Source organism: Streptomyces sp. Inha503 (assembly GCF_047215865.1).
GTDB lineage: Bacteria > Actinomycetota > Actinomycetes > Streptomycetales > Streptomycetaceae > Streptomyces > Streptomyces lycopersici.
Genome location: NZ_CP178360.1, coordinates 6,014,027 through 6,039,343 on the forward strand (window position 1 = coordinate 6,014,027; position 25,317 = coordinate 6,039,343).

Here is a 25,317-nt window from a genome sequence, read left to right on the forward strand (position 1 = left end):
ATCCGCGCTCTCCGCGCTTTTCCGCCCTGGGTGTCCGCACGCCTTCGCGCCCGGCCGCGGGAGGGCTCGGCCCGCGGGTTCTACGTCGTGAGCGCCGGTGAGGCCGGCGCCTGGTCGGCGGGCGGGCGCCGGGCCGCGGTCGGCCGCCGCCCCGTCCTGCGCCGCATCGGGTCCAGCACCAGGCCCAGGAGCACGAAGACCCCCTCGACCACCAGCGCGAGGGACGCGACCAGCACCGCACCGGCCACCACCTGCGGGGTGTCGGTGAGCCGGAAGCCCGCCGTGATGATCCGCCCCAGACCGCCGCCGCCGGGCAGCGCCGCCAGCGTCGCGGTGGCCACGACCTGCACCGCGGCCGTCCGTACGCCCGTCATGATGAGCGGGAACGCCAGTGGCAGCTCGACCCGGCGGATCAGCTGGCCGCCGGTCATCCCCATGCCCCGGGCCGCCTCCACGACCTCCCGGTCCGCCTCGCTCACCCCGACATAGGCGTTGGTGAGCAGCGGCGGGATGGCGAACAGCACCAGCGCGATGATCGTGGGCCACTGGCCGTGCGTCCCCAGCGGACTGAGCAGCAACAGCACCAGTACGGCGAAGGTGGGCACGGCGCGCCCCGCGTTGGAGATGTTCACCGCGAGCGCGCCGCCCTTGCCGATGTGGCCGAGGGCCACGGCGATCGGCAGCGCCACCGCGCAGGAGATCGCCAGGCAGACGAAGGTCAGGAACAGATGCTGGCCCAGCCGGTGCCACACCCCGTCGGGGCCCGCCCAGTGCGACCCGGTGGCCAGCCAGGTCCACGCCTTGGCGACGACGTCCATCAGGTGGTGCCCTTCCGACTCTTGCGTGCCCACGGCGTCAACAGCCGCTGGAGGCCGAGCAGCAGCAGATCCGCCACCACCGCCAGCGCCACGCACAGCACCGAGGCGGTGAGCACCTCGGCCTTGAAGAAGCTGCGCATGCCCTCGTAGATGAGGTTGCCGAGGCCGCCGTATCCGATGATCGCGCCCACCGTGGTGAGCGAGACCGTGGAGACGGTGGTGATCCGCAGCCCGGCCATCAGCGCGGGCAGCGCGAGGGGCAGCTCCACGCCGAAGAGCAGCCGCAGCGGGCCGTACCCCATGCCCCGGGCCGCCTCCCGCGCCTCCTCGGGCACCGAGGCGAGACCGGCCATGATGTTGCGCACCAGGATCGTGAGCGAATAGAGCACCAGCCCGGTGATCACCACCGCGGCCGATACCCCGAACACGGGCAGCAGCAGCGAGAACATCGCCAGCGACGGCACCGTGTAGAGGATCGTGGTCAGCCCCAGCACCGGCCCCGCGACCGTCCGCCAGCGGCGGGCCAGCAGCGCCAGCGGAAAGGCGACCAGAAGGCCGATCGCCACCGAGGCGAGCGTGATCCATACGTGCTCGAGCGTCGCGTCCGTCAGCTCTTGACCGCGTGTGCGTACATACTCACCGCATATCCACTCGTTACTGATCAGACAGTTTCCGTCGGCCATACGCTCACCTCCCCCGTCGGGTCGCGGGCCGGTTGCTCATCACAATTCCAGGTGACCCTAACCCCGGGAGATGACAATCTCGTCCGATCGCCACACAACAGCAACAATGTCTGCCACGAATGCGGCAACAATGGGGAGCCATGATCCGTTTCGAGCATGTCACCAAGCGCTACGCCGATGGCACGACGGCCGTGGACGACCTCTCCTTCGAGGTGTCGGAGGGCGAACTGGTCACCCTCGTCGGCCCCTCGGGCTGCGGCAAGACGACGACGATGAAGATGGTGAACCGGCTCATCGAGCCGACGTCGGGGCGGATCCTGGTCGACGGCGAGGACATCGCCGAGGCGGATCCGGTCGGCCTGCGCCGCCGTATCGGCTATGTCATCCAGCAGGTCGGGCTCTTCCCGCACAAGACCGTGCTGGAGAACACCTCGACCGTGCCGCATCTGCTGGGCTGGCAGCGGAAGAAGGGGCGGGAGCGCGCCGCCGAACTGCTGGACCTGGTCGGCCTCGACCCGTCCGTCTACGGCGACCGCTATCCCGATCAGCTCTCCGGCGGGCAGCGGCAACGCGTCGGCGTGGCCCGCGCGCTGGCCGCGGATCCGCCGGTGCTGCTGATGGACGAGCCGTTCGGCGCGGTCGACCCGGTCGTCCGCGAGCATCTCCAGACCGAATTCCTGCGACTTCAGTCACAGGTGCGCAAGACCGTGCTCTTCGTCACCCATGACATAGAGGAGGCGGTCCGGCTCGGCGACCGCATCGCGGTCTACGGCTCGGGGCGGATCGAGCAGTTCGACACCCCGGCCACGGTGCTGGGCGCGCCCGCCACCCCGTATGTGGCCGACTTCGTGGGCGCGGACCGGGGGCTGAAGCGGCTGTCGGTCACCCCCATCGAGCCCGGCGACCTGACCCAGCCGCCCGTGGTCCACCTGGACGACCCGCTCACCAAGGCGGCCGCCAAGCTGGCCGCGGACGGGGCGCGCTGGGCCGTCGTCCTGGACGACGCGGAGCGGCTGCACGGCTGGATCCCGGCGGAGGCGGCCGACGGCGCGCGGGGCACCGTACGGGACCATGCGCGCCGGATGGAGGCGTGGCTGCCGGTGGGGGCGCCGCTCAAGCAGGCGTTCAGCACGATGCTCCAGCACGACGCGGGCTGGATCGCGGTGCTGGACGACGACCGCTTCCTCGGCGTCCTCACCCCGGCCCGGCTCCACGAGGCGCTGCGCCGGTCGATCGACGCCGACGCGGGCGGCATCGCCCGGGGCGACGTCCAGCTCCAGACCGTCGCCGACGCATAGGCCCGCAGGGGCGCGGGGCTGTGTCGATGTGCGGCTCCGCCGCGGCTGTTTCGATATGCGGCTCCGCCGCGTGGGACCAGCCACGACGGCGCCGCGGACGATGGACGGCAGCTCAGGGCACTTCCAGCGAAGCGTTTAGCGGTCGGCCAGACGGCCGCCGAGCCATTCCAGCGCGGCGGGGACCTCCCGCTTCCAGGTGTTGAAGTTGTGGCCGCCGGTGCCGAGGATGATCGACGAGATCCGGGTCGGCTCCCCGCGCCGGTTGAGCCGCTTCACCTTGTTCACGAAGCGCACGGTGTCCTTGTAGTTCTGCTCACCGTGCTCGCTGCTGGACACCAGCAGCGAGACCGGCGGCGCCGGTTTGTGGTCCAGCCGCCACATCAGGTCGTTCTCCCGCTCCAGCCGCTCGCTGCCGCCGAAGAGATCGCCCGTGGTCGCGTCGATCGGGGCCTGGTACGAGGGGGAGAGCCCGGCCGCCGCCGAGAACGCGCCGGGGTGGCGCATCGCCATCTTCAGGGCGCAGTAGCCGCCGGTGGAATTTCCGATGACGCCCCAGTTACGGGCCCGCTTGCCCACCCGGTAGTGGTCGGCGACCGCCTTGGGCAGGTCCTTGGTGAAGAACGTCTCGACCCGCGGCCCGCCCGGCACGTCCACGCACTCGGTGTCGCGCGGCGGCGCGACGGTCGGCCGCATCATCACCAGGACGAGGGGCTGCATCCTCCCCGCCTTGACCAGTTTGTGCGAGTGCTGTGGATACTTCAGGCCATTGATGAGCGCCTCGGTGGTGCCCGGATACCCGGTCAGCACCAGCGCGGCGGGAAAGGTCCGCCGGGCGTACTCGGGCCGGAAGTACTCCGGCGGCAGATAGATGTACGCCGGGCCGGCGATCCCGGAGACCGGCCCCTGGATCCTCACCTTCTCGATGCGCCCGGCGATCCTGGGCGAGGAGCCGCCGTCGACGGCCAGGTGGCGGGTCTCGGTGACCCGCACCCGGGTACCCGGCGTGTCATGGTCCACCACGACGCCCGGCTCGTCCTGCGTACCGAAGAGGTCGGACCAGGATCCATAGAATCCGAAGGACTGATTGGCGAACAGTCCGAACGCCATGAACACGGTCAGCTGCGTGCCCAGTAGCATGCCGAACCGGCCGAGCACGGGAGCCACACCGCGCCCGGCCAGCCGGGGCCACAGCCATATCGTGGCCGCGAACAGCAGCAACGCCGCGACGGCTGCCGCGATCACGATGTTGTTGCTCGTGAGACCCATCACTATCTTTCTGCCGGGCGACCGGCCCCCCGTGCCGCCTGGGGAACCTCCCGGCCGTGGCCGGGGAGTGAACCCCACTCCTTCAAATGCCGTCTTACTGGGCGCAAATCGTGCGGATGCCGCGCAACAGAACCGAAGATCCTCTTGACCGAAGCGACGGGAATACAGATGTCTGACAGTCAAGATGCCGAAACATCCGGGAAGGTTCCCACCCGGATACGGCGCCTGCCGCGCGGTCCCAGGCCGGAGGCGGTGCCCACCGCCGTCGGCACCGCGTGCACGCTGATCGGGCTGATGGACATCGTCTTCCCCCGGCTGCGGCACAGCAGGGTGCACGCGCTGGCCGAGCTGCTGCCGGGCGCCGTGAGCTCCCTGGCGGCCGCCGCCTCGATCGTGGTCGGTCTGCTGCTGCTGATGCTGGCCCACGGCCTCAAACGGCGTAAGCGGCGGGCCTGGGTCGCGGCCGTGGCGCTGCTGCCGGTCGGCGCCGCCGCACAGCTGCTCTACCGGCACTCGGTCATCGGCATGGTCCTCTCCCTCGTCCTGATGGGGGTGCTGATCCGCTACCGCGCCGAGTTCGCGGCGCTGCCGGACCCCCGCAGCCGCTGGATGGCGCTGGCCAACCTCGTGGTGATGGGCGCGGTCAGCGTCACCGTGGGGCTGCTCATCGTCCGTTCGCACCCGGACGCCATTCAGGGGCGCCCGTCGCTCGGCGAGCAGCTGGAGCACGTCCTGTGGGGCCTGTTCGGCTTCGAGGGGCCGGTCGACTACCGCCACGGCGCGGACTACACCGTCGGCTACTCCCTCGGCGCGCTGGGCCTGCTGACCGTGGCCACCACCGCCTATCTCGCCTTCCGCCCCGAGCACCCCGCCGCCCGCCTCACCGCCGAGGACGAGGAGCGGCTGCGGGGCCTGCTCGCCGCCCACGGGCGCCGCGACTCGCTCGGCCACTTCGCGCTCCGCCGCGACAAGGCCGTGGTCTTCTCCCCCACCGGCAAGGCCGCGGTCTGCTACCGCGTGGTCTCCGGGGTGATGCTCGCCAGCGGCGACCCGGTCGGCGACGTGGAGGCGTGGCCCGGTGCGATCGCCCGCTTCATGGAGGAGGCGCGGGCCCACTCCTGGACCCCGGCGGTGATGGGGTGCAGCGAGACCGGCGGCGAGGTGTGGACCCGGGAGACCGGCCTGGACGCGCTGGAGCTCGGCGACGAGGCCATCGTCGATGTGGCGGACTTCACCCTCTCCGGGCGCGCCATGCGCAACGTACGCCAGATGGTCAAGCGGATCGAGCGGGCCGGCTACCAGACCCGGGTGCGGCGCGCCGGCGAGCTGGGCCCCGAGGAGCTGGAGGCCATCCGGCGCGCCGCCGCCGACTGGCGCGGCACCGACACCGAGCGCGGCTTCTCGATGGCGCTGGGCCGGATCGGCGACCCGGCGGACGGGGACGCGGTGATCGCCACCGCCCACAAGGCCGCCGGTGAGGGCGCGCAGGAGGGCCCGTACGGAGACCTCAAGGCCGTGCTGCACTTCGTGCCGTGGGGCCGGGACGGGATGTCGCTGGAGCTGATGCGGCGCGACCGGAGCGCCGACCCGGGCATGAACGAGCTGCTGATCGTGGCCGCGCTGCGGGCCGCCCCCGAGCTGGGCGTGGAGCGGGTGTCGCTGAACTTCGCGATGTTCCGCTCGGCGCTGGCACGCGGCGAGAAGCTGGGCGCGGGCCCGGTGCTGCGCGGCTGGCGGGCGCTGCTGGTGTTCCTCTCCCGCTGGTTCCAGATCGAGTCGCTGTACAAGTTCAACGCGAAGTTCCAGCCGCGCTGGGAGCCGCGCTTCGTGGTCTTCCGCAACACCCGGGACCTGCCGCGGATCGGTCTGGCCGCGATGCAGGCCGAGGGGTTCGTCTCGCTCGCCCTGCCCCGGCTGCTGCGCCGCGGCCGCCGCCCCGAGCGCCGGCCCTGCGCCCATCGGCACCTGACCGAGGGCCGGGAGCTCCAGCAGGCGGCATGATCCAGAACCCACCCCCCAAGGCCCTGTCCGGTGGATCTTCGCGGGCCCGCGTAGATCCGCCGGACGGGGCCTACGCCTAGGCTGGGCACATGAGCACGTTGCATGGGCGGGGACGGGTGGCCGGACTGCCGGAGTGGGACCGGTGCGCGGTGATGGGCGTGGTGAACGTCACACCCGATTCCTTCTCCGACGGCGGGAAGTGGTTCGACACCGATCTGGCCGTCAAGCACGGTCTCGATCTGGTCGCCGCCGGGGCCGACCTGGTGGACGTCGGCGGTGAGTCGACCCGGCCGGGCGCGGCGCGCGTCGACGAGGCCGAGGAGCTGCGCCGGGTGATCCCCGTGGTCCGGGAGCTGGCCGCGGCCGGGGCCGTGATCAGCGTGGACACCATGCGGGCCGCGGTGGCCGAGCGGGCCGTCGCGGCCGGGGCCCGGCTGGTCAACGACGTCAGCGGCGGCGGCGCCGACCCCGCGATGGTGCCCATGGTGGCCGCGGCGGGGGTGCCGTTCGTGGTGATGCACTGGCGGGGCCAGTCGATCGACATGAACAACCGGGCGGTGTACGCGGACGTGGTCGGCGAGGTCGTCGCCGAGCTGCGGGCCGGTCTGGAGCGGGCGGTCGCGGGCGGTGTCGACCCGGAGCGGATCGTGGTCGACCCGGGCCTGGGCTTCGCCAAGGACGCCGACCACGACCTGGCGCTGGTGGCCCGGCTGTCCGCGCTGCGGGAGCTGGGCCGGCCGCTGCTGGTGGCGGCCTCCCGCAAGCGGTTCCTGGGGCGGGTCCTGGCCGGTGACGGAGGCAGCCCGCCGCCCGCCCGGGAGCGGGACGCCGCCACGGCGGCGGTCTCCGCGCTCGCGGCGCGTGAGGGCGCCTGGGCCGTCCGGGTACACGAGGTACGGGCCAGCGCGGACGCGGTGCGCGTGGCGCGGGCCATCGAAGCGGCCGAGACCACGGCGGGAGCGCTGTGACTTCCCTTACGGACAACGAGCGTGTGGCGCTGGTGAACACCGCGCTGTACGACGCCATGGAGCAGGGCGACCACGCCACGCTTCAGCGGCTCTGGCTGGACTCCCCCGACACCGAGGTGTCCTGTGTCCACCCGGGCTGGCCGGTGCTGCGCGGCCGGGGCGAGGTGCTCCGCTCATACGCGCTGATCATGGCCAACACGGACTACATCCAGTTCTTCCTGACGGATGTCGAGGTGTCGGTGATGGCCGACACCGCCATGGTGACCTGCACCGAGAACATCCTCAGCGGCGCCCCCGCGGAGGAGGAGGGCCAGCTCGGCCCGCTGGTGGGCCAGCTGGTCGTGGCCACGAACGTGTTCCGCCGGACGGAGGACGGCTGGAAGGTCTGGGCGCACCACGGCTCTCCGGTGCTCGCGGAGAGTGACGACGAGGAGCCGGGCGGCCCCGAGGGCCCCGCCGACGACGGACTGCTGCCGGGCTGAGCCCACCGGAGTTCGCGCCCCGCGAGGTGGGGGTAGGAGGCTGTGGCGCGGAGCGTCGGCAGCGAGCGCCGCCCACCCCATGGGCGAGTGCCGTCGGAGCCCGCAGGTAGATTCGAGGCAGGTACCCCCGCATGAGGCAGGGGACGGGTGGTGCGTTCCGGCTGGGACGCACCCGCGTACCGACGACCAGCAGGAGTGGTTCAGGTGGATCGTGTCGCGCTGCGCGGCCTGAGGGCTCGCGGGCACCACGGTGTGCTGCCCCATGAGCGCGAGGGGGGCCAGGAGTTCGTCGTGGACCTCGTGCTCGGCCTGGACTCTCGGCCCGCCGCGGCCGACGACGACCTCGGCAGGACCGTCCACTACGGCGTGGTGGCGGAGGAGGTCGTGGACGTGGTACGGGGTGAGCCGGTCGATCTGATCGAGACGCTGGCCGAACGGATCGCGGACCGGTGCCTCGAGCACGACGTGGTGCGGGAGGTCGAGGTCGTGGTGCACAAGCCGCAGGCCCCGATCACCGTGCCCTTTGACGACGTGACCATCACCATCACCCGGAGCCGAGTATGAGCAGCAGCGACCCGACCGTGCAGCCCGTTCCCGCCTCCGTGGTGGAGCAGGTGGACGCCGCCGATGTGACGTTGAGCAACCCCAAACGGGCGGTGATCTCGCTCGGCAGCAACCTGGGCAACCGCCTGGAGATCCTCCAGGGCGCGATCGACGCGCTGGAGGACACCCCCGGCCTGCGGGTCAAGGCCGTGTCGCCGGTGTACGAGACGGATCCGTGGGGCGTGGAGCCCGGCACCCAGGCCACGTACTTCAACGCGGTGGTGCTGATCAAGACGACGCTGCCGCCGTCCTCGCTGCTGGAGCGCGGCCACGCCATCGAGGAGGCGTTCGAGCGGGTGCGGGACGAGCGCTGGGGCCCGCGCACCATCGACGTGGACATCGTGGCGTACCAGGACGTGGTCTCCGACGACCCGCAGCTGACCCTGCCGCATCCGCGCGCCCATGAGCGCGCCTTCGTCCTGGTGCCGTGGAACGACGTGGATCCGCAGGCCGAGGTACCCGGGCGCGGGACGGTCGCGGGGCTGCTGGCGGCGGTGGGACAGGAAGGGGTCCGGGTCCGCGTCGATCTGGAACTGCGACTGCCCGAGTAGACGTTGATCCGGATAGGTTCCGGGAGACGCTGGCACGTACTGGATTGAGGGGCGACCGCTCGGTGAAGCAACTTCGGATCGGGGTGCTGGTCGGGCTGTTCGCCGTGGCCGGTGTGGTGTCGTGGGCGGGCGCCCGGCTGTGGGACACCTTCGGGTCGCTGCCGAGCGTCCCGGTGGCCGCGCCGATCGTGCTGGCCCTGATCGCGGTGGTGCTGACCGCCACCGCGCTGTCGCTGCGGGCCCGGCTGCGCGCCCAGCGGGAGCGGCAGCCCGACGCCAAGGGCGTGGACCCGATGGTGGCCGCCCGTGCGGTGGTCTTCGGCCAGGCCAGCGCGCTGGTGGCGGCGCTGATCGCCGGGATGTACGGCGGGGTGGGCGTCTTCCTGGCCATGACGCAGCTCGATGTGCCCGCCCGCCGCGATCAGGCGTTCTACGCCGGGGGCTCGGTCCTGGCGGGCGCGGGAGTGGTGGCGGCCGCGTTCTTCCTGGAGCGGGTGCTCAAGCTCCCCGAGGACGACGACAACGACGGCGACGGCCCGAGCGCGGCGGCCCGCGCCTGAGGCGCGCCCGGAGCCCAGGGGCCCACCAGGGGCCGCCAACCCCGCCAGCCCCGCCAGGTGTGCGGGGAGCCCGGAAAGCCGCTCAGCGGGCCATGATGAGGCTCATCGCCTCCGCCCGGGTGGCCGGGTCGCGCAGCTGGCCGCGGACGGCCGAGGTGAGGGTCTTGGCGCCGGGCTTGCGTACCCCGCGCATGGTCATGCACATGTGCTCGCACTCGACCACCACGATCACCCCGCGCGGTTCCAGTATCCGCATCAGGGAGTCGGCGATCTGGGTGGTCAGCCGCTCCTGGACCTGGGGGCGGCGGGCGTAGACATCGACCAGCCTGGCCAGCTTGGACAGCCCGGTGATCTTGCCGTCGTGGGACGGGATATAGCCCACATGGGCCACGCCCACGAACGGCACCAGGTGGTGCTCGCAGGAGGACATCACCTCGATGTCCTTGACCAGCACCATCTCATCGTGGCCCAGGTCGAAGGTGGTGGTCAGGACGTCCTCGGGCTCCTGGCGCAGCCCCGCGAAGATCTCCTTGTACGCACGGGCCACCCGGCCCGGCGTCTCGCGCAGCCCCTCCCGGTCGGGGTCCTCGCCGACGGCGATCAGCAGCTCGCGGATCGCGTTCTCGGCGCGCTTCTCGTCGAACACGCCAATGGGGCTCTCGCCGTCCAGCGTCACCGGGTCGGTCATGGACTGCCTCGTTCCTCACATACACGCACACGAACGCGAAAATGCCGCGTCCACCAGGCTAGAACCTGATGGACGCGGCATTCATTCCGGGGCCACCGAGGACGGGAGCCGCCCTCGGTGGCGGGGATCAGCTCTCCGAGCCGGAGTCCGACTCCTCGGGCCGCTCGGCGCCGTCCTCCGGCGCCGTGGCCTTGGTGAGCGAGGCCGCCGAGGTGGGCTGGGCGCCGTTCGCCGGGGCGAGCTCCCGGGGGGAGAGCACCGGCGGGCGGGTGGAGGGCGTACGCCGCGAGGATCCGGTCCACGCCGGCCGGGCCGGACGCTTCACGATCGGGGCGAAGATCTCGGCGATCTCCTCCTTGTTCAGCGTCTCCTTCTCCAGCAGCGCGAGCACCAGGTTGTCCAGGACGTCCCGGTTCTCTACGAGGATCTCCCACGCCTCGTTGTGCGCGGCCTCGATGAGCTTCTTGACCTCCTCGTCCACCAGCGCGGCGACCTCTTCCGAGTAGTCGCGCTGGTGAGCCATCTCACGGCCGAGGAACGGCTCGGAGTTGTCGGAGCCGAACTTGATCGCGCCGAGCCGCTCGGTCATGCCGTACTGCGTGACCATCGCGCGGGCCGTGGTGGTGGCCTTCTCGATGTCGTTGGACGCGCCCGTGGTCGGGTCGTGGAAGACGAGCTCCTCCGCGGCCCGGCCGCCCATCATGTAGGCGAGCTGGTCCAGCATCTCGTTGCGCGTGGTCGAGTACTTGTCCTCGTCGGGCAGGACCATGGTGTAGCCCAGGGCCCGGCCTCTGGAGAGGATGGTGACCTTGTGCACCGGATCGCTGTTCGGAGACGCCGCCGCGACCAGGGCGTGACCGCCCTCGTGGTACGCGGTGATCTTCTTCTCCTTGTCGCTCATGATCCGGGTCCGCTTCTGCGGACCGGCGACGACCCGGTCGATCGCCTCGTCCAGGAAGTGGTTGTCGATCAGCTTCCTGTCGCTGCGGGCCGTCAGCAGGGCGGCCTCGTTCAGCACGTTCGACAGATCGGCACCGGTGAAGCCGGGGGTGCGGCGGGCGACGGCCGACAGGTCGACGTCCGGGGCGACCGGCTTGCCCTTCTGGTGGACCTTGAGGATCTCCAGCCGGCCCTGCATGTCCGGGCGGTCGACGGCGATCTGCCGGTCGAAGCGGCCCGGGCGCAGCAGCGCCGGGTCGAGGATGTCGGGCCGGTTGGTGGCGGCGATCAGGATGACCCCGCCCTTCACATCGAAGCCGTCCATCTCGACGAGCAGCTGGTTCAGCGTCTGCTCGCGCTCGTCATGGCCGCCGCCCATGCCCGCGCCGCGGTGCCGGCCGACGGCGTCGATCTCGTCGACGAAGACGATGGCCGGGGCGTTGGCCTTGGCCTGCTCGAACAGGTCGCGGACGCGGGAGGCACCCACACCCACGAACATCTCGACGAAGTCGGAGCCGGAGATCGAGTAGAAGGGGACACCCGCCTCGCCCGCGACGGCGCGCGCGAGCAGCGTCTTACCCGTACCGGGCGGGCCGTAGAGCAGCACACCCTTGGGGATCTTGGCGCCCACGGCCTGGAACTTCGCCGGCTCCTGGAGGAACTCCTTGATCTCCTGGAGCTCCTCGACCGCCTCGTCGGCCCCCGCCACATCGGTGAAGGTCGTCTTCGGCGTGTCCTTGGTGATGAGCTTGGCCTTCGACTTCCCGAAGTTCATCACCCGGGAGCCGCCGCCCTGCATCTGGTTCATCAGGAACAGGAAGACCACGACGATCAGTACGAACGGGAGCAGCGAGAGCAGGATCCCGACGAAGGGGTTCTGCTTCGACGTCGAGACGTTGTACCCGTCGGGGATCCCGCCCTGCTTCTGGGCGTTGGCCTGAAGAGTCTTGGCGAGATCGACGCCCTGGTCACCGATGTAGGTGGCCTGGAGCTTGTTGCTGCCCGAGATCTTGGCGACGTTGTCCTTGAGCTCGATCTTTACCTTGTGCTCGTCGCCGGTCGTCAGCTCGGCGGACTGGACCTGGTTCTGGTTGATCGCCTTGACGACCTGACTGGTGTCCACCGACTTGTAGCCGCCGGACGAGCCGACGACCTGCATCAACACGACCACGGCGAGGACGGCCAGCACGATCCACATGACCGGCCCACGGAAGTAGCGCTTCACGTCCATCCATACGGGGCGAAGCCGCCCCGTCCCTCCTGCCACAGTGAGGCACGGCAGCCCTGGAGGGGCGCCTGTGCGTGCGGTGTATTGCGGTGTATTTGCGGTGTATGAGCTGTGTAATCCTCAGTCTCGAAAAAGACTGACCTTCGGACGGTACCCCAGCATTGTCACCCGACGCCGCCGTGGACTGTTAACGAAACCGCCTTCCCCAGCTCCAACGGCGGAAAACCCCGCCAGGTTCCCAGGGGGGCGGCGGCGCCCGTCAGCCGCCGTAGACGTGAGGGGCCAGGGTGCCGACGAACCGAAGGTTCCGGTACTTCTCGGCGTAGTCCAGGCCGTAGCCGACGACGAACTCATTGGGGATGTCGAAGCCGACCCACTTCACCTCGATGGCGACCTTGGCCGCCTCCGGCTTGCGCAGCAGGGTGCAGACGTTCAGCGAGGCCGGCTCGCGCGAGCCCAGGTTCGACAGCAGCCACGACAGCGTCAGTCCGGAGTCGATGATGTCCTCGACGATCAGGACGTGTTTGCCCTTGATGTCGGTGTCCAAGTCCTTCAGGATACGCACCACCCCGGAGGACTGGGTGCCCGCGCCGTAGGACGACACGGCCATCCAGTCCATGGTGACGGGCGTGGAGAGGGCACGCGCCAGATCCGCCATCACCATCACCGCGCCCTTGAGCACGCCGATGATCAGCAGATCCTTGTCCGCGTACTCCTCGTCGATGGCGGCGGCCAGCTCGGCCAGCTTCGCGTCGATCTCTTGCTCGGTGATGAGGACCGACTTGAGGTCGGTGCCCATGTCCTTGTCGTCCACCCGCGCCACTCTCGTTCGACTACCGGCTCAACTGGCTCGGGCGGATCAGCCCTGCCGGATCACCAGTCTGCCACCCTCCCGGCGGACCTCGACGCGGCCGGGGAGGTTGATGGCCCGCTGCCCCCGCCAGCCGGTGATCAGCCGGTCCACCTCTTCGATGTGGCGGGCGAAGAGCGAACCGGCGGGCGCGCCCGCGGCGATGGCGGCCCGGCGCAGCACCCGGCGGCGGACGGCGGTGGGCAGTCCGTGCAGGCCGACGGTGTCGAGGTGCACGGCCTGCGCGCCACCGGCCGCCGCCGGTGCGGTGGTCATCACATCGGCCTCGGCGCGGGCGGCCCAGGCGTCGAGGGCGTCGGCGTCGTCACGGGAGAGCTGGGCGGTGCGGGCGAGCGCTTCGACGACGCCCTTGCCGAGGGCCTTCTCCAGGATGGGCAGCGCCTCGTGGCGGACCCGGGAGCGGGTGTAGGAGGGGTCCACGTTGTGCGGGTCGTCCCAGACGGGCAGCGACTGGGCCAGGCACGCCTCGCGGACGGTGTGCCGGTCCAGCTGGAGGAAGGGGCGGCGGTAGCGGCCACCGGTGCCGGAGACCCAGGCCATACCGGACAGCGAGCGGGTGCCGGAGCCGCGGGCGAGGCCCAGCAGAACCGTCTCGGCCTGGTCGTCACGGGTGTGGCCGAGCAGCACGGCGGCGGCGCCGTGGCGCTCGGCGGCGGCGTCCAGCGCGGCGTAGCGGGCGTCCCGGGCGGCGGCCTCGGGGCCGCCGCTCCGGCCGACGGACACGGCGATGGCCTCGACCGGCGCCAGGCCCAGGGCCCGCATCCGGTCGGTGACCTCGGCGGCGCGGGCGTCGGAGCCCTGCTGGAGACCGTGGTCGACGGTGACCCCGCCGGCCCGCAGCCCGGCCCGCGGGGCCTCGAAGGCGAGGGCGGAGGCGAGTGCCATGGAGTCGGCGCCGCCCGAGCAGGCGGCGAGCACGAGCGGTGCGTCGTCCCGGGGGGCGGAGCCGCGGGGGCCGGGGGCGGAGGACGCCGGGGAGAGGGAGGGGGGAGCGGAGGGCGACGAGGCGGCCGGGGGCGCGGCCGAGTGGGCGACGAGGATGTCGTGGAGGACGCGGCGGACCGCGAGGCGTATCGCGGCGACCGCTGGATGGGGACCCATGTCCGTTTCCCATCTGTCATTCGAGGGGGTGCCTCGGGGGGTGCGAGGAGTACGAGCGGTACGAGCCTCTCGTCACGCTGCGTATGGAGATGGTGACAGAAGCGAGCTGTTCCCCGAGCATCGCACGCCTACCCGTCGCCAACGGTCCCTCGGACGAGTGATTAAAGGGGGCGTTCGTCCGTTTTCGCGTGTGCCGGGGGGTGTGCCGGTTCTAGGACTCCGCCTTGCGGTGCACCCGCGCGACCCACTCGGCGGGTTTGCTGATCTCCGCCTTGGTCGGAAGGGTGTTGGGCGAGGTCCACACCCGGTTGAAGCCGTCCATGCCGACCTGGTTCACCACCGCCCGTACGAACCGCTCCCCGTCACGGTACTGCCGCAGCTTGGCGTCGAGCCCCAGCAGCTTGCGCAGCGCCTGGTCGAGCCGGCCGGCGCCGCTCGCCCGGCGCTTCTGGAACTTCTCCCGGATCTCCGCGACGGACGGCACGACCTCCGGCCCCACCCCGTCCATCACGAAGTCGGCGTGCCCCTCGAGCAGCGACATCACCGCGGTCAGCCGGGCCAGGATCTCCCGCTGGGCCGGGGTCTGGACCAGCTCGATGATGCTGGGCGCGCCGCGCCCGTCCGCCTCCTCCGCCTCGTCGGCGGGACGGCCGCCGCTCAGCGACTGGACGGCCTCGCGGACCCGCTCCAGAAGAGTGGCTGGGTCCACGTCGGTCTCGCCGAGGAACGCCTGGATCTCGGACTCGATGTGGTCGCGCAGCCAGGGCACGGCGGTGAACTGGGTGCGGTGGGTCTCCTCGTGCAGGGCGACCCACAGCCGGAAGTCGTGCGGGGCCACGTCGAGTTCGCGCTCTACGTGGACGATGTTGGGCGCCACCAGCAGCAGCCGGCCGCCGCCCGGGGAGCCGGGGAGCTCGCGGGTCGAGGGCGCGAAGGTCTCGTACTGGCCGAGCACCCGGGAGGCCAGGAAGGACAGCAGCATCCCCAGCTCGACCCCGGTCACCTTGCCGCCGACCGCGCCCAGCACCGCCCCGCCGGGCAGTCCGCCGCGCCGGTCCTGCACCTTGCCGAGCAGCGGTTTGAGGATCTGCCGGAAGCCAGCCACGTTCGCCCTGATCCAACCGGCGCGGTCCACGACGAGGACGGGGGTGTCGGAGGCCGGGCCGCCGGAGACGGCCATCCGGGTGAAGGCGCGGACGTGCTCCTCCGAGGACTTGGCGTGCCGGCGCAGCTCCGCGACGACCGCGCGCGCCTCCTCGCGGCTCACCTCGGGCCCCGGGCGCACCAGCCGGGTCGCGGTCGTGACCGCGAGGTTCCAGTCGACCATCTCCACACCACCGATGCTCGTCATGGCTTCACGGTACGTGGCCCGCGCCCCATCCGGGAGGACACCGGGGTCCGCACAGGCGGCCGCCCCCGCGTCCGGGGCACCCCGCCGGTCAGCGGCAGCCGCAGTTGGCGAGGGCCGAGGCCATCCGGTCCAGGGCGCGCTGGGCGCCGGTGGCGTCGGTGGTGCCGTTGGTCAGATACGCGAAGACCAGCAGCCGGCCGTCCGCGTCCACGACCGAGCCCGCGAGGCTGTTGACCCCGGTGAGGGTGCCGGTCTTGGCGCGGACCACGCCCCGGCCGACCGCGTCCTGGGCGTAACGGGTGCGCAGGGTGCCGGTGAAACCGGCCACCGGCAGCCCGGTCAGCAGCGACCGCAGTTCGGGGTGGTCGCGGTCGGCGGCGCGCACCAGCACCTGGGCGAGCAACCCGGCGGAGACGTGGTCGGCGCGGTCGAGCCCGCTGCCGTCCGCGATCCGGGCCCCGCCCAGGGGCAGCTCCAGCTTGCGCAGCCGCTGGGTCACGGCCTTCGCGCCGCCCTCGAAGCTGGCGGGCTCGCCCTCGGCGAGGGCGGTCTGCCGGGCCAGGGCCTCGGCGATGTCGTTGTCGCTGGTGGTCAGCATCCGCTCGACGAGCGAGGACAGCGGCTGGGAGCGGACGGAGGCCACCGTACGGGCGCCCTTGGCGGCCTCGCGGGCCCGGGGCTCGTCCTTCACCTCGACGCCTCGGTCGCGCAGCATCGCGGCGAAGGATCCGGCCGCGTCGGCGGCCGGGTCCTCGGCGCGCGGGGCCGGGCCGTGGTCGCTGTCGTCCTTACGGCCCTCATCGGCCATCAGGGGGACCACGGGCGAGAGGTTCTCGTTGGGGCCGATGGTGTGGAGCTTCGGCCCGGAGTAGAGCGAGGTGTCGTAGCCGAGCCGGTAGGGGCCCGCACCGCGCTTCTTCAGGGCGCGGGCGGTGTCATCGGCCAACTGGCGGAGTGCGGCGGGGTGGTCGTCCCCCTCGACGGCGCGCGCGGTGAGCGTCGGGTCGCCGCCGCCGACCAGCACGATGTCGTCCTTCCCCGCGCCCGCCACGACCCTGGTCCTGATGCGGTGGTCCGGGCCGAGGGCGGAGAGGGCCGCGGCGCCGGTCGCGAGCTTGATCGTGGAGGCGGGGACGGCGGCCGTGCCCGCTTTGGCGCCGAACACCTGCTGACCGGTGGTCACGTCCATCACCGCCACCGAGCGCTCATCGCCCAAGGCGGGGTCCTTCAGCAGCGGTTCGAGCGTGTCGGCGAGCCCCGCCCCGGTGGGCGGCGGCACGGCGTCGCCGCCGCTGTCCGGCGACCGGGGCGCGGGCCGCTCGCCGAGCGCCGCCAGGACGGGCGAGGCGCTGGGCGCGGGCCGCTCCGGGCCGCCGGGCCGCCCGCCCGGGACACCGTCCTCGGTGGCGCGGGCGCGCTCGGCCGTCCGCTGACCGCCGTCCCAGGGCCCGGCCACCAGCACCGACACCACGGCGACGGCCAGGCCGGTCGCGGCGGAGACCGCCACCAGCTGCCAGGTCCGCTGCTGCTCGCGGGGCGTACCGCGCCATTCGCGCCGGACGCGGGCGCGCACGCGGTTCCACTCGCGCAGCCCGCGCCCGCGCATCCGGTCCAACCCGCGCAGCCCGCGCCCGCGCATCCGCTCCAACTCGCGTCGCCCACGGCTCAGCCGGTGGCTCAGCCACTCCCTGACCTGCCACGATCGGGCTTCAGGCACGACCGACCAGCCCCTTTCGCCACCACACACCTGCGTGGGGGACACTTAATCACCAGACGTATGTGTTGATCATGGAGGAGCCACCCGTGGAGTTCGACGTCACCATCGAGATCCCGAAGGGTTCGCGGAACAAGTACGAGGTGGACCACGAGACGGGTCGCATCCGCCTTGACCGGCGACTCTTCACGTCGACCAGCTACCCCGCGGACTACGGCTTCGTCGAGAACACCCTCGGCGAGGACGGTGATCCGCTGGACGCACTGGTCATTCTCGACGAGCCGACGTTCCCCGGCTGCCTGATCAAGTGCCGTGCCATCGGCATGTTCAGGATGACCGACGAGGCGGGCGGCGATGACAAGCTGCTTTGCGTACCGGCCTCCGACCCCCGGGTGGAGCACCTGCGTGATATTCACCACGTTTCAGAGTTCGACCGCCTGGAAATCCAGCACTTCTTCGAGGTCTACAAGGACTTGGAGCCGGGGAAGTCGGTCGAGGGGGCCAACTGGGTGGGCCGCGCCGAGGCCGAGGCCGAGGTGGAGGCGTCCATCAAGCGTCTCGAGGCCGCCGGCGGCCACTGAGTCCTGATTCCTGATCACGCCGGGAGGGCGGGGCACCGTACGGGTGCCCCGCCCTCCCGCGTTTCCGGGCCGGCGCCTCCGAGCTGGGGCGGCGGCGGTCTCCGGGCCCGGGGCGACGGCCCCGGGATGACGGCCCCGGGATGACGCCCCCGGGTGGACAGCCCCGGGGTGGACAGCCCCGGGGCCCGGTCAGAAGCCCCGTGTGCGCTTGGCGGCGCGGCGGCCGGAGGGGTCGGTCTCCGCGCCCGGCATCTTCAGGAAGAGGCGCGCGGCCTCGCCTCCCAGGTTCACCCCTATGGCGATCGCCAGGGCCAGTGCCGCCGCCTGGGTGAGGTGCGGAATGCCGCGGTCCAGGTTGCCCTGGGCCAGCGCGAGCAGCCCGAAGTAGGTCGCGCTACCGGGCAGCAGGGGCCCTATCGCCGCCGTGACGTACGGCAGCGCCGAGGCGTATCTGTACCGCGAGAGCAGCTGGCCGAAGAGGCCGACCAGCCCGGCGGCCACGGTCGTGGCGGCCACCGGCGGAACCCCCGCGGTGTCGGCCAGCGCACCGTAGACCACCCAGGCGACCCCGCCGTTGAGCGTGGCGAACAACACGGTGTGACGTTCCTGCTGGAGCAGGATGCAGAAGGTCAGCGCGAGCAGCATCGCCGCCAGGATCTGGATGTACGGCCGCTCCACATGGCGCAGCGCCGCCTCCGGGTTGAGCTTGGCGTCGAGCTGGAGGCCCCCGTAGAGCACCGTGAGCACCCCGCAGACGATGCCCACGATCAGATAGCCGACCTCCAGCAGGCGCGCCGCCGCGGTGATGTAGTAGCCGGTCAGCCCGTCCTGGACGCCCGCGACCAGCGCCCGCCCCGGGATCAGCGCGAACAGCCCACCGGTGATCACGGCGGACGCCTGGAGCCCGGAGTCGGCCAGGCTGAGCGCCACCCCGATCGCGGCGGGCGGCATCGCCGCGGCCACGAACTGGTAGAACTCCGGAAGCCCGCGCCCGGAGGCCAGCCACGCCAGCCGGTCGCCGAGCATCGCGCCGAGGGCCGCCGCGAAGAAGACCGGCCAGTCACCGCCGACCAGCATGCTCGCCGCGCCGGCCAGCCCGCCGCCGGCCACGGTGAGCGCCCAGCCGGGGTACGGGTGGCGGTTACGGCGTATCTCGGCGAGCCGCCGGTACGCCTCCTCCAGCGTGAAGTCGTCCCGCGAGGTGATGTCGTCCACGAGCCGGAAGACCGCGGACAGCCGGGTGTAGTCGGTGCCCCGGCGCCGTACGGTGCGGCTGGCCGTGACCGGGTCGTCGACCAGGGAGGGCTGGTAGCTGACCGACAGCAGGGTGAAGGTGACGGTCGGCTCGCAGCGGTCGAGCCCGTACGCGTGCGCCACGCCGAGCATCGCCGCCTCGACGTCCTCGGCCCCCTCACCGCCCGCGAGCAGCAGCTCGGCGATGCGGAGGGTGAGGTCGAGCACACGCGGTACGGCCGGACCCGTATCGTCCTGCCGCTCGACGCGCTCGGGCGTCGGGCGCTCGCTGATCGGCATGCGCAGCATCGTGCGCATCCGGTCCTGCCAGGGGGCGTCCTTGGTGAGCCGGACGACGGGGATGCCGTTCGGCGGGGTGATGACGGGGAAGCCGCCGGTGGTCTGGTTGTTCGAGGGGGTCTTCACCCCGGCGGGCGGCACGAACGCCGAGCCCTCGGGCTCAGCGGGGGCCTCCGCCGTCAGTCCGTTGGGGACGGCGAACTCCGATGTCGGGTGCTCGTCCTCGGGCGGCGGCGGCAGGGGTATGCCAAGGGGCGGGGTGAAGGCGCTGTGCGCCTCGTCGGACAGCGGCTTCTGCTGCTCCCCCGTGTCCGTCTCGGCCGCGCTCACGGCACGCGGCGTCTGCTGACGGTCCGACCTCACGTCTCCTCGCTCCTCACCAGCCCTCCCCGTATGTTTCCCAGCAGCCAAGGATGCAACATCGGCGGCCACCGGAGCCCATTGTGCGGGGCGGTGACCGCCGAGTGGGAAGTGGGGGCGGTGTGTGAGGGATGTGAAGCCCGGTGAAGGACCCGCTCAGCGCTTGGCGTGGCGCCCGCGCGGCCCCTGGGAGGGGGAGCCCGCGGCCGGGCCCTGCGGCTCCGGCTGCGCGGCGGCCTCCTTCTTCGCCTTGCCGCGCGCCCGGAGGAACTCGATCACGATCGGGACGATCGACAGCAGCACGATCCCGATCAGCATCAGCTCGATGTGCTGATGCACGAAGTCGACCTTTCCGAGCGCCGAGCCGAGCAGCGTGACGCCGGTGCCCCACAGCACACCGCCGATGACGTTGAAGACGATGAACGAGCGGTAGTTCATCCGGCTCACGCCCGCGATGATCGGCGTGAACGTCCGCACGATGGGCACGAAGCGGGCGAGGATCAGCGACTTCGGCCCGTGCTTCTCGAAGAACTCATGCGCCTTCTCCACGTTCTCCTGTTTGAAGAGCTTGGAGTCGGGGCGCCGGAACAGCGACGGCCCCACCTTCCGGCCGAAGAGATATCCGGCCTGGTCACCGAGGATCGCGGCGACCGCCACGGCCACACACACCAGCCACAGATCCTGTTTGATCACATCGGTGGTCACCAGCAGGCCGGTGGTGAACAGCAGCGAGTCGCCCGGCAGGAAGAAGCCGATGAGCAGGCCGGACTCCGCGAAAACGATGGCCAGGACGCCGAGCAGACCGAAGGTCTCGATCAGATAGTCCGGGTCCAGCCACTGAGGGCCGAGCGCGAGGGTGTTCACGGGGGAGGCTCCTGGGTCGAGGAATGCAGGCTCGTGCGAGGCCCGGCCGCAGGGTTGGGGCGGACTGAGTGTTCTTCGCAGTGTGCCGCCCAAAGCTATCAACGCCGTATGCGTGCCCTTGGTTCCCTCCGCCCAAGAGGCCGCCCTCGGCCGCCACGCCACCCCTTCCCGGTCCAAGGGCTCCGCCCCTGGACCCCGGGGTCCGGGGTCCGGGGCGGAGCCTCCCTAGCCGTGCCGCTCCGCGTTGGCGAGGATCGCGTCCCTGAGGTAGACGGCCAGCCCCGGTCCGGCCTTGTCGATGTTCTCCGTGAAGCGGTGGTCCGAGACATACATCCGACCCAGGCAGGTGTGCAGCTCATGACCGCACTCGTAGTGGTTGCGGGTAATCCACTGCCGGTGCTCCTCGGCCAGGTCCATCGCCGCCTCGGACTCCGGCGGGGTGCCCGCGCCCAGCAGCGCGACGAAGCGGTTGTTGATCTCGTCCCCTTCCTCCTGGATCCGCTTCCAGTCCTCCTTGGTGTACGAGGCGGCCCTGCGCTGGGACTCCTTGTACGCCTCGGTGTTCCCCCAGCGCCGCTGGACCTCCTCCTGGTGGTCGTCCGGGTCGAAGTCCCCGAAGACCTCGAACTTCTCCTCGGGGGTCAGATTGATGCCCATCTTCCGTGCCTCCATGGCCTGTTCGACGGCGGCGGCCATCTTCTCCAGCCGCTCGATCCGGTCGGTCAGCAGCCGGTGCTGACGCCGCAGGTGGGCCTGCGGATCGATGTCCGGGTCGTCGAGCAGCACCGCCACCTCTTCGAGCGGAAAGCCGAGCTCCCGGTAGAACAGGATCCGCTGGAGCCGGTCGAGGTCGGCGTCGTCGTAACGCCGGTGCCCGGCCGCGCTGCGGGCGCCGGGGCGCAGCAGCCCGATCTCGTCGTAGTGGTGCAGCGTGCGCACCGTGACGCCGGCGAAGTCCGCCACCTGTCCCACGGAATAGCTCATGGCCGAATCCGCTCTCTTTCTGTTCGGTACGGGTTCCACGGTGCTCCCTCACGTCGCGTGAGGTGCAAGTCCGGATGGCGAAACCAACTGGGCGGCGCGGCGGGCCGCTGTCATCCTGCCGATCGTGCTGGGGATAACCGATCTTTCGACATATCTGGCCGGTCTGGCGCTGATCATCCTGCTGCCGGGCCCCAATTCGCTCTATGTGGTCTCGGTCGCGGCCCGCCGCGGCCCCCGTACCGGCTATCGGGCGGCGGCCGGGGTGCTCTGCGGCGACAGCGTGCTGATGGCGCTGTCGGCGGGCGGGGTGGCCTCGCTGCTGCACGCGAGCCCGGTGCTGTTCGCGGTGGTCAAGTTCGCGGGCGCGGGCTATCTGACCTGGCTGGCGGTGGGCATGCTGCGCGGGGCGCGGGCGCTGTGGCGCCGCCGCCCGGGGACCGCGGAGGCGGCCCGGAGCGCGGCGGGGGCGCGGGGCGCGGCGGGGGCGCGGGGCGCGGACGGGGCCGTGGATACGGCCACGGGGTCCGCGGAGGGCGAGCGCCCGTACCGCCGGGCGCTGGTCATCAGCCTGCTGAACCCGAAGGCGATCCTCTTCTTCATCTCCTTCTTCGTGCAGTTCGTGGATCCGGACTACGCCCACCCCGCGCTGTCCTTCGTGGCGCTGGGCGCCTGGGCGCAGCTGTTCAGCATCACCTATCTGTCGGTGCTGATCTTCAGCGGTACGTATCTGGCGGCCACCTTCCGGCGGCGCCGACGGCTGCGGGCGGGACTCTCGGCGGCCGCGGGCACGGCGTTCCTCGGCTTCGCGGCGAAGCTGTCGCTCAGCAGCGCGGGGTAGCGGGCACGGCGCGGGGCCGGGGCTTATCGGCGAAATGCCCCTAATTTAACGAAGATGGCACTTCATAAAGGCACTCCCGGTCGGCGCGACCTCGACAGAAGCCCCGATTTCTCCATCAATCCGCTCTACGGCGAGGCCAATCCGGTCAGCGGAATGTCCGGCAGGCCCCCGCGCCACTGCCTCCCGGACGAGCCGATGGCGCCCACCACGGCGTATCAGTTCGTCCATGACGAGCTGATGCTGGACGGCAACGCCCGCCAGAATCTCGCCACCTTCGTCACCACGTGGATGGAGCCGCAGGGGGGCAGGCTGATGTCCGACTGCCTCGCCAAGAACATGATCGACAAGGACGAGTATCCGCGCACCGCCGAACTGGAGCGACGGTGCGTGACCATGCTCGGCCATCTGTGGCACGCCCCAGACCCGGACGCGGTCGTGGGCTGCTCCACCACGGGGTCGAGCGAGGCGTGCATGCTGGCCGGAATGGCCTTCAAGCGGCGCTGGGCCAAGCGGAACCCGGTGAGCTATCCGGCCACCGTCCGGCCCAATCTGGTCATGGGCACCAATGTCCAGGTGTGCTGGGAGAAGTTCTGCGACTTCTGGGAGGTGGAGGCCCGGCAGGTGCCCATGGAGGGCGACCGGTTCCACCTCGATCCCCAGGCCGCCACCGAGCTGTGCGACGAGAACACCATCGGGGTCGTCGCGGTCCTCGGCTCCACCTTCGACGGCTCCTACGAACCCGTCGCCGAGGTGTGCCGGGCGCTGGACGACCTCCAGGAGCGCACGGGCCTGGACATCCCGGTGCATGTGGACGGCGCCTCGGGCGCGATGGTCGCGCCGTTCCTCGACCCGGACCTGGTGTGGGACTTCCAGCTGCCGCGGGTCGCGTCCATCAACACCTCGGGCCACAAGTACGGCCTGGTCTACCCCGGAGTGGGATGGGCGCTGTGGCGTACGGCGGACGCGCTGCCCGAGGAGCTGGTCTTCCGCGTCGACTACCTCGGCGGCAACATGCCCACGTTCTCGCTCAACTTCTCCCGCCCCGGCTCCCAGGTGGCCGCCCAGTACTACACCTTCGTACGGCTGGGCCGGGAGGGCTACCGCGCCGTCCAGCAGCAGACCCGCGATGTGGCGCGCTCGCTCGCCGAGCGGATCGAGGCGTTCGGGGACTTCACCATGCTCAGCCGCGGCGATCAGCTGCCGGTGTTCGCGTTCACCACGGCGGAGGGGATCCGCGCCTTCGACGTCTACGACGTCTCCCGGCGGCTGCGCGAACGCGGCTGGCTGGTGCCCGCGTACGCCTTCCCGCCCAACCGGGAGGACCTGTCCGTACTGCGGGTGGTGTGCCGCAACGGCTTCTCCGAGGATCTCGCCGATCTCTTCCTGGGCGACCTGGGGTCGCTGCTGCCGGAGCTGCGGTCACAGGCCGCGCCCATGGGGAAGGCCGTCAAGGCGTTCCACCACTGAGCCCGGTGGCGCTGAGCCCGGTGCCGCTGAGCCCGGTGCCTCCGGCCCTGGGGCGGCGGCGGTCAGCGGGTGCGGGCCGGGGCCCGGAGCAGTTCGGCCCGGCGCCGCACCGCCTCCAGCGCACCCGGTCTGCGGCCGGGCACCCGGCCCCGCAGCTCGATCAGCAGCGGGGCCAGGGCACCGGCCCTGACCCGGTCCGCCACGAACTGCCACTGGTGGTGCGCCCGGTCCACGGCCCCCTCGACCTCGGGGTGCTCGGCCGGTTCCCCGTTGCCCAGCCGCGCGTCGGCCACCGCGAGCCACAGCTCGCAGGCGCGGGCCGGGTCCCCGGCGATACGGGAGAGGTCGGCGCGGACCTCCAGCCAGTGGATCGCCTCGTCGGACCGGGGACCGGCCGTCCGGAGCGCCTCCTGCTCCCAGGCGGCCGCCATCGAGGCCGCCTCGCTGTGCCGCCCCGCGTTGGCCGCCTCGAATATCGCCGCGTGCGTCGAGGCGAGCGGATCGGCCACGGGCGCCCACCCGGGCGGCGGGGGCGCGGGGGCACGTAGCGCCGGGGGCACCGGTGGCTGATCGGCGGGGCGGAACGATTCGGGAGGGCCGGGCGGCATGGGCGGCGAGGCCGCCACCGGCCCGGCTGCCCGGGTGGCCCCGGTGACCCCGTTCTGCCCGGCTGCCCCGGCCGGTCCGGCTGCCCCGCTCGGCCCGGCTGCCTCGGTCTGCCGGGTCTCTCCGGTCTGTTCAGCAGATATGGCCTGCCCGGTCGCGCCGAGCGGTGCGCTCTGCTCCGTCCGCCCGGCCCATGGGGCGGCGTCCGGGGGCGGGTACGCCTCGCCCGACCCGGTGCCGTCCACCCCAGCACCGTCCAGGAGCAGTTCGGGGCCGGGGCCCAGTCCGGCCTCCAGGGTGGCGCGCTGGTGGAGCAGTGCGAGGGGTGGGCGTTCCGCGGCGGACCGCAGCAGTCCGGCGAACGCCCGGCTGTAGTCCGGCGTCGCCAGCCGCCGCTTGGGCGGGGCGGGTGCCACCGTGCCGTAGAGGGTCAGCCCGGCCGCGAGGGCGGACGGTCCTGCGGTGCTCAGCGGTGGCCAGGCCGTCTCGTCGGCCACCAGGTCGGCGACCACGACGGTGCTGCCCGGCGGCCGCCGGCCGAGCTCGGCGGCCAGCCAGTGCCAGGGCAGCGCCGTGTAGCGGGCGGTCCTCGGCGTCGTACGGGCCAACGCCAGGTGCGGCAGCCGTTGTTTGGCGTCAAGGGTGAGCTGGCCCGCGAGATGGACCAGCACCGGGCCCGGGTGCGCGGCGGCGGTCCGCAGATGCGTCAGTACGGTCTGCGGGTCGACCGGGTCCACGAGTTGGACGACGCTGGCGCCGCCGGGCGTGCCCAGCAGCGCCGCCGGGGATACGGCGGCGAGCTGGGGCAGCGCGGCGGCCGCGTCCATCAGTCGCTGCTTGCCGACCGGGCCGGCGGCGAGCAGCAGGGCGTATCCGGGCCCGCTCACCGTCTCCGCCCCCGTGCCCGACCTGTCGTTCCCCATACCTGCACCGTATCCGCAACCGGCGACGACCGGTGGAGG

The 25,317-nt window shown here is 71.8% G+C and carries 23 protein-coding genes; 10 read left to right on the forward strand and 13 right to left on the reverse strand.

Going from position 1 to position 25,317, the window contains the following annotated elements; all coding sequences use genetic code 11:
• Positions 1–80: 80 nt before the first annotated feature.
• Together ACJX2R_RS24625 and ACJX2R_RS24630 are read right to left on the reverse strand one after the other, a co-directional pair.
• The gene (locus ACJX2R_RS24625) at positions 81–818 is read right to left on the reverse strand and encodes an ABC transporter permease (protein ID WP_413101899.1); all 738 of its coding nucleotides are present in this window, start codon (positions 816–818) and stop codon (positions 81–83) included.
• Positions 818–1,501, reverse strand: a complete 684-nt coding sequence (locus ACJX2R_RS24630) for an ABC transporter permease (RefSeq protein ID WP_262704769.1) — start codon at positions 1,499–1,501, stop codon at positions 818–820. Before ACJX2R_RS24630 ends, ACJX2R_RS24625 begins: the two co-directional genes overlap by 1 nt.
• A gap of 140 nt (positions 1,502–1,641) precedes the next feature.
• Between ACJX2R_RS24630 and ACJX2R_RS24635 the strand changes: the two genes are divergently transcribed.
• The gene (locus tag ACJX2R_RS24635; protein ID WP_413101900.1) at positions 1,642–2,799 is read left to right on the forward strand and encodes a betaine/proline/choline family ABC transporter ATP-binding protein; all 1,158 of its coding nucleotides are present in this window, start codon (positions 1,642–1,644) and stop codon (positions 2,797–2,799) included.
• Between the two features lie 135 nt (positions 2,800–2,934).
• Here the strand turns inward: ACJX2R_RS24635 and ACJX2R_RS24640 are convergent, their stop codons facing one another.
• Positions 2,935–4,065 carry an alpha/beta hydrolase gene (locus ACJX2R_RS24640; protein ID WP_262704767.1) on the reverse strand — a complete coding sequence of 377 codons (1,131 nt, stop codon included), beginning with the start codon at positions 4,063–4,065 and terminating at the stop codon, positions 2,935–2,937.
• Positions 4,066–4,233: 168 nt separating this feature from the next.
• Here ACJX2R_RS24640 and ACJX2R_RS24645 point away from each other — a divergent pair, with 168 nt between their 5' ends.
• The 6 genes from ACJX2R_RS24645 (at position 4,234) to ACJX2R_RS24670 (ending at position 9,230) form a co-directional block, all read left to right on the forward strand.
• Positions 4,234–6,066: a phosphatidylglycerol lysyltransferase domain-containing protein gene (locus tag ACJX2R_RS24645; RefSeq protein WP_413101901.1), complete on the forward strand. Its 1,833-nt coding sequence runs from the start codon at positions 4,234–4,236 to the stop codon at positions 6,064–6,066.
• Between the two features lie 89 nt (positions 6,067–6,155).
• Positions 6,156–7,034, forward strand: coding sequence for a dihydropteroate synthase (gene folP / locus ACJX2R_RS24650; RefSeq protein WP_063790945.1), 879 nt, complete (start codon positions 6,156–6,158; stop codon positions 7,032–7,034).
• The gene (locus ACJX2R_RS24655) at positions 7,031–7,516 is read left to right on the forward strand and encodes a nuclear transport factor 2 family protein (RefSeq protein WP_037964699.1); all 486 of its coding nucleotides are present in this window, start codon (positions 7,031–7,033) and stop codon (positions 7,514–7,516) included. The genes folP and ACJX2R_RS24655 overlap by 4 nt, the downstream gene beginning before the upstream one ends.
• 204 nt (positions 7,517–7,720) lie before the next feature.
• The gene (folB, locus tag ACJX2R_RS24660) at positions 7,721–8,080 is read left to right on the forward strand and encodes a dihydroneopterin aldolase (protein ID WP_413101902.1); all 360 of its coding nucleotides are present in this window, start codon (positions 7,721–7,723) and stop codon (positions 8,078–8,080) included.
• Positions 8,077–8,670: a 2-amino-4-hydroxy-6-hydroxymethyldihydropteridine diphosphokinase gene (folK, locus tag ACJX2R_RS24665; RefSeq protein WP_262704763.1), complete on the forward strand. Its 594-nt coding sequence runs from the start codon at positions 8,077–8,079 to the stop codon at positions 8,668–8,670. Before folB ends, folK begins: the two co-directional genes overlap by 4 nt.
• A gap of 62 nt (positions 8,671–8,732) precedes the next feature.
• Positions 8,733–9,230 carry a DUF3180 domain-containing protein gene (locus ACJX2R_RS24670; RefSeq protein WP_262704762.1) on the forward strand — a complete coding sequence of 166 codons (498 nt, stop codon included), beginning with the start codon at positions 8,733–8,735 and terminating at the stop codon, positions 9,228–9,230.
• Positions 9,231–9,312: 82 nt separating this feature from the next.
• On the opposite strand, the gene folE is transcribed toward ACJX2R_RS24670, so the two are convergent.
• The 6 genes from folE to dacB all read right to left on the reverse strand — a co-directional run bounded on the left by folE (position 9,313) and on the right by dacB (position 17,125).
• Positions 9,313–9,918 carry a GTP cyclohydrolase I FolE gene (gene folE, locus ACJX2R_RS24675; RefSeq protein ID WP_020870348.1) on the reverse strand — a complete coding sequence of 202 codons (606 nt, stop codon included), beginning with the start codon at positions 9,916–9,918 and terminating at the stop codon, positions 9,313–9,315.
• Between the two features lie 127 nt (positions 9,919–10,045).
• Entirely contained in the window at positions 10,046–12,088 is a 2,043-nt protein-coding gene (gene ftsH / locus ACJX2R_RS24680; RefSeq protein ID WP_262704761.1) for an ATP-dependent zinc metalloprotease FtsH, read from the reverse strand.
• 256 nt (positions 12,089–12,344) lie between these two features.
• Positions 12,345–12,884 carry a hypoxanthine phosphoribosyltransferase gene (gene hpt / locus ACJX2R_RS24685; RefSeq protein ID WP_262704810.1) on the reverse strand — a complete coding sequence of 180 codons (540 nt, stop codon included), beginning with the start codon at positions 12,882–12,884 and terminating at the stop codon, positions 12,345–12,347.
• A 60-nt stretch (positions 12,885–12,944) separates the two neighbouring features.
• On the reverse strand, positions 12,945–14,057 hold the full coding sequence (gene tilS, locus ACJX2R_RS24690) for a tRNA lysidine(34) synthetase TilS (RefSeq protein ID WP_413101903.1): 1,113 nt from the start codon (positions 14,055–14,057) through the stop codon (positions 12,945–12,947).
• A 211-nt stretch (positions 14,058–14,268) separates the two neighbouring features.
• Complete coding sequence (locus ACJX2R_RS24695) at positions 14,269–15,408, reverse strand: zinc-dependent metalloprotease (RefSeq protein ID WP_413101904.1); 1,140 nt, start codon at positions 15,406–15,408, stop codon at positions 14,269–14,271.
• A gap of 88 nt (positions 15,409–15,496) precedes the next feature.
• On the reverse strand, positions 15,497–17,125 hold the full coding sequence (dacB, locus tag ACJX2R_RS24700) for a D-alanyl-D-alanine carboxypeptidase/D-alanyl-D-alanine-endopeptidase (RefSeq protein ID WP_413101905.1): 1,629 nt from the start codon (positions 17,123–17,125) through the stop codon (positions 15,497–15,499).
• An 86-nt stretch (positions 17,126–17,211) separates the two neighbouring features.
• Here dacB and ACJX2R_RS24705 point away from each other — a divergent pair, with 86 nt between their 5' ends.
• Complete coding sequence (locus ACJX2R_RS24705) at positions 17,212–17,703, forward strand: inorganic diphosphatase (RefSeq protein WP_014061662.1); 492 nt, start codon at positions 17,212–17,214, stop codon at positions 17,701–17,703.
• Positions 17,704–17,892: 189 nt separating this feature from the next.
• On the opposite strand, the gene ACJX2R_RS24710 is transcribed toward ACJX2R_RS24705, so the two are convergent.
• The 3 genes from ACJX2R_RS24710 to ACJX2R_RS24720 all read right to left on the reverse strand — a co-directional run bounded on the left by ACJX2R_RS24710 (position 17,893) and on the right by ACJX2R_RS24720 (position 21,444).
• Complete coding sequence (locus tag ACJX2R_RS24710; protein WP_413101906.1) at positions 17,893–19,599, reverse strand: threonine/serine ThrE exporter family protein; 1,707 nt, start codon at positions 19,597–19,599, stop codon at positions 17,893–17,895.
• 153 nt (positions 19,600–19,752) lie between these two features.
• A complete protein-coding gene (locus ACJX2R_RS24715) occupies positions 19,753–20,460 on the reverse strand; it encodes a DedA family protein (RefSeq protein WP_413101907.1) in 708 nt (235 codons plus the stop codon).
• A 225-nt stretch (positions 20,461–20,685) separates the two neighbouring features.
• Positions 20,686–21,444: a MerR family transcriptional regulator gene (locus ACJX2R_RS24720; protein WP_413101908.1), complete on the reverse strand. Its 759-nt coding sequence runs from the start codon at positions 21,442–21,444 to the stop codon at positions 20,686–20,688.
• 124 nt (positions 21,445–21,568) lie between these two features.
• Between ACJX2R_RS24720 and leuE the strand changes: the two genes are divergently transcribed.
• On the forward strand, positions 21,569–22,282 hold the full coding sequence (gene leuE, locus ACJX2R_RS24725) for a leucine efflux protein LeuE (protein ID WP_413101909.1): 714 nt from the start codon (positions 21,569–21,571) through the stop codon (positions 22,280–22,282).
• A gap of 54 nt (positions 22,283–22,336) precedes the next feature.
• Positions 22,337–23,749 carry a glutamate decarboxylase gene (locus tag ACJX2R_RS24730; RefSeq protein WP_413101910.1) on the forward strand — a complete coding sequence of 471 codons (1,413 nt, stop codon included), beginning with the start codon at positions 22,337–22,339 and terminating at the stop codon, positions 23,747–23,749.
• A gap of 62 nt (positions 23,750–23,811) precedes the next feature.
• On the opposite strand, the gene ACJX2R_RS24735 is transcribed toward ACJX2R_RS24730, so the two are convergent.
• Entirely contained in the window at positions 23,812–25,278 is a 1,467-nt protein-coding gene (locus ACJX2R_RS24735) for a hypothetical protein (RefSeq protein ID WP_413101911.1), read from the reverse strand.
• Positions 25,279–25,317 lie beyond the last annotated feature (39 nt).

Excerpts from the sequence above, each read along its gene's own strand:
- ACJX2R_RS24625 (WP_413101899.1), bottom strand. The coding sequence starts at position 818 with ATGGACGTCGTCGCCAAGGCGTGGACCTGGCTGGCCACCGGGTCGCAC.
- ACJX2R_RS24630 (WP_262704769.1), bottom strand. The coding sequence starts at position 1,501 with ATGGCCGACGGAAACTGTCTGATCAGTAACGAGTGGATATGCGGTGAG.
- ACJX2R_RS24635 (WP_413101900.1), top strand. The coding sequence starts at position 1,642 with ATGATCCGTTTCGAGCATGTCACCAAGCGCTACGCCGATGGCACGACG.
- ACJX2R_RS24640 (WP_262704767.1), bottom strand. The coding sequence starts at position 4,065 with ATGGGTCTCACGAGCAACAACATCGTGATCGCGGCAGCCGTCGCGGCG.
- ACJX2R_RS24645 (WP_413101901.1), top strand. The coding sequence starts at position 4,234 with ATGTCTGACAGTCAAGATGCCGAAACATCCGGGAAGGTTCCCACCCGG.
- folP (WP_063790945.1), top strand. The coding sequence starts at position 6,156 with ATGAGCACGTTGCATGGGCGGGGACGGGTGGCCGGACTGCCGGAGTGG.
- folK (WP_262704763.1), top strand. The coding sequence starts at position 8,077 with ATGAGCAGCAGCGACCCGACCGTGCAGCCCGTTCCCGCCTCCGTGGTG.
- folE (WP_020870348.1), bottom strand. The coding sequence starts at position 9,918 with ATGACCGACCCGGTGACGCTGGACGGCGAGAGCCCCATTGGCGTGTTC.
- ftsH (WP_262704761.1), bottom strand. The coding sequence starts at position 12,088 with ATGGACGTGAAGCGCTACTTCCGTGGGCCGGTCATGTGGATCGTGCTG.
- hpt (WP_262704810.1), bottom strand. The coding sequence starts at position 12,884 with ATGGGCACCGACCTCAAGTCGGTCCTCATCACCGAGCAAGAGATCGAC.
- tilS (WP_413101903.1), bottom strand. The coding sequence starts at position 14,057 with ATGGGTCCCCATCCAGCGGTCGCCGCGATACGCCTCGCGGTCCGCCGC.
- ACJX2R_RS24695 (WP_413101904.1), bottom strand. The coding sequence starts at position 15,408 with ATGACGAGCATCGGTGGTGTGGAGATGGTCGACTGGAACCTCGCGGTC.
- ACJX2R_RS24720 (WP_413101908.1), bottom strand. The coding sequence starts at position 21,444 with ATGAGCTATTCCGTGGGACAGGTGGCGGACTTCGCCGGCGTCACGGTG.
- ACJX2R_RS24730 (WP_413101910.1), top strand. The coding sequence starts at position 22,337 with ATGGCACTTCATAAAGGCACTCCCGGTCGGCGCGACCTCGACAGAAGC.
- ACJX2R_RS24735 (WP_413101911.1), bottom strand. The coding sequence starts at position 25,278 with ATGGGGAACGACAGGTCGGGCACGGGGGCGGAGACGGTGAGCGGGCCC.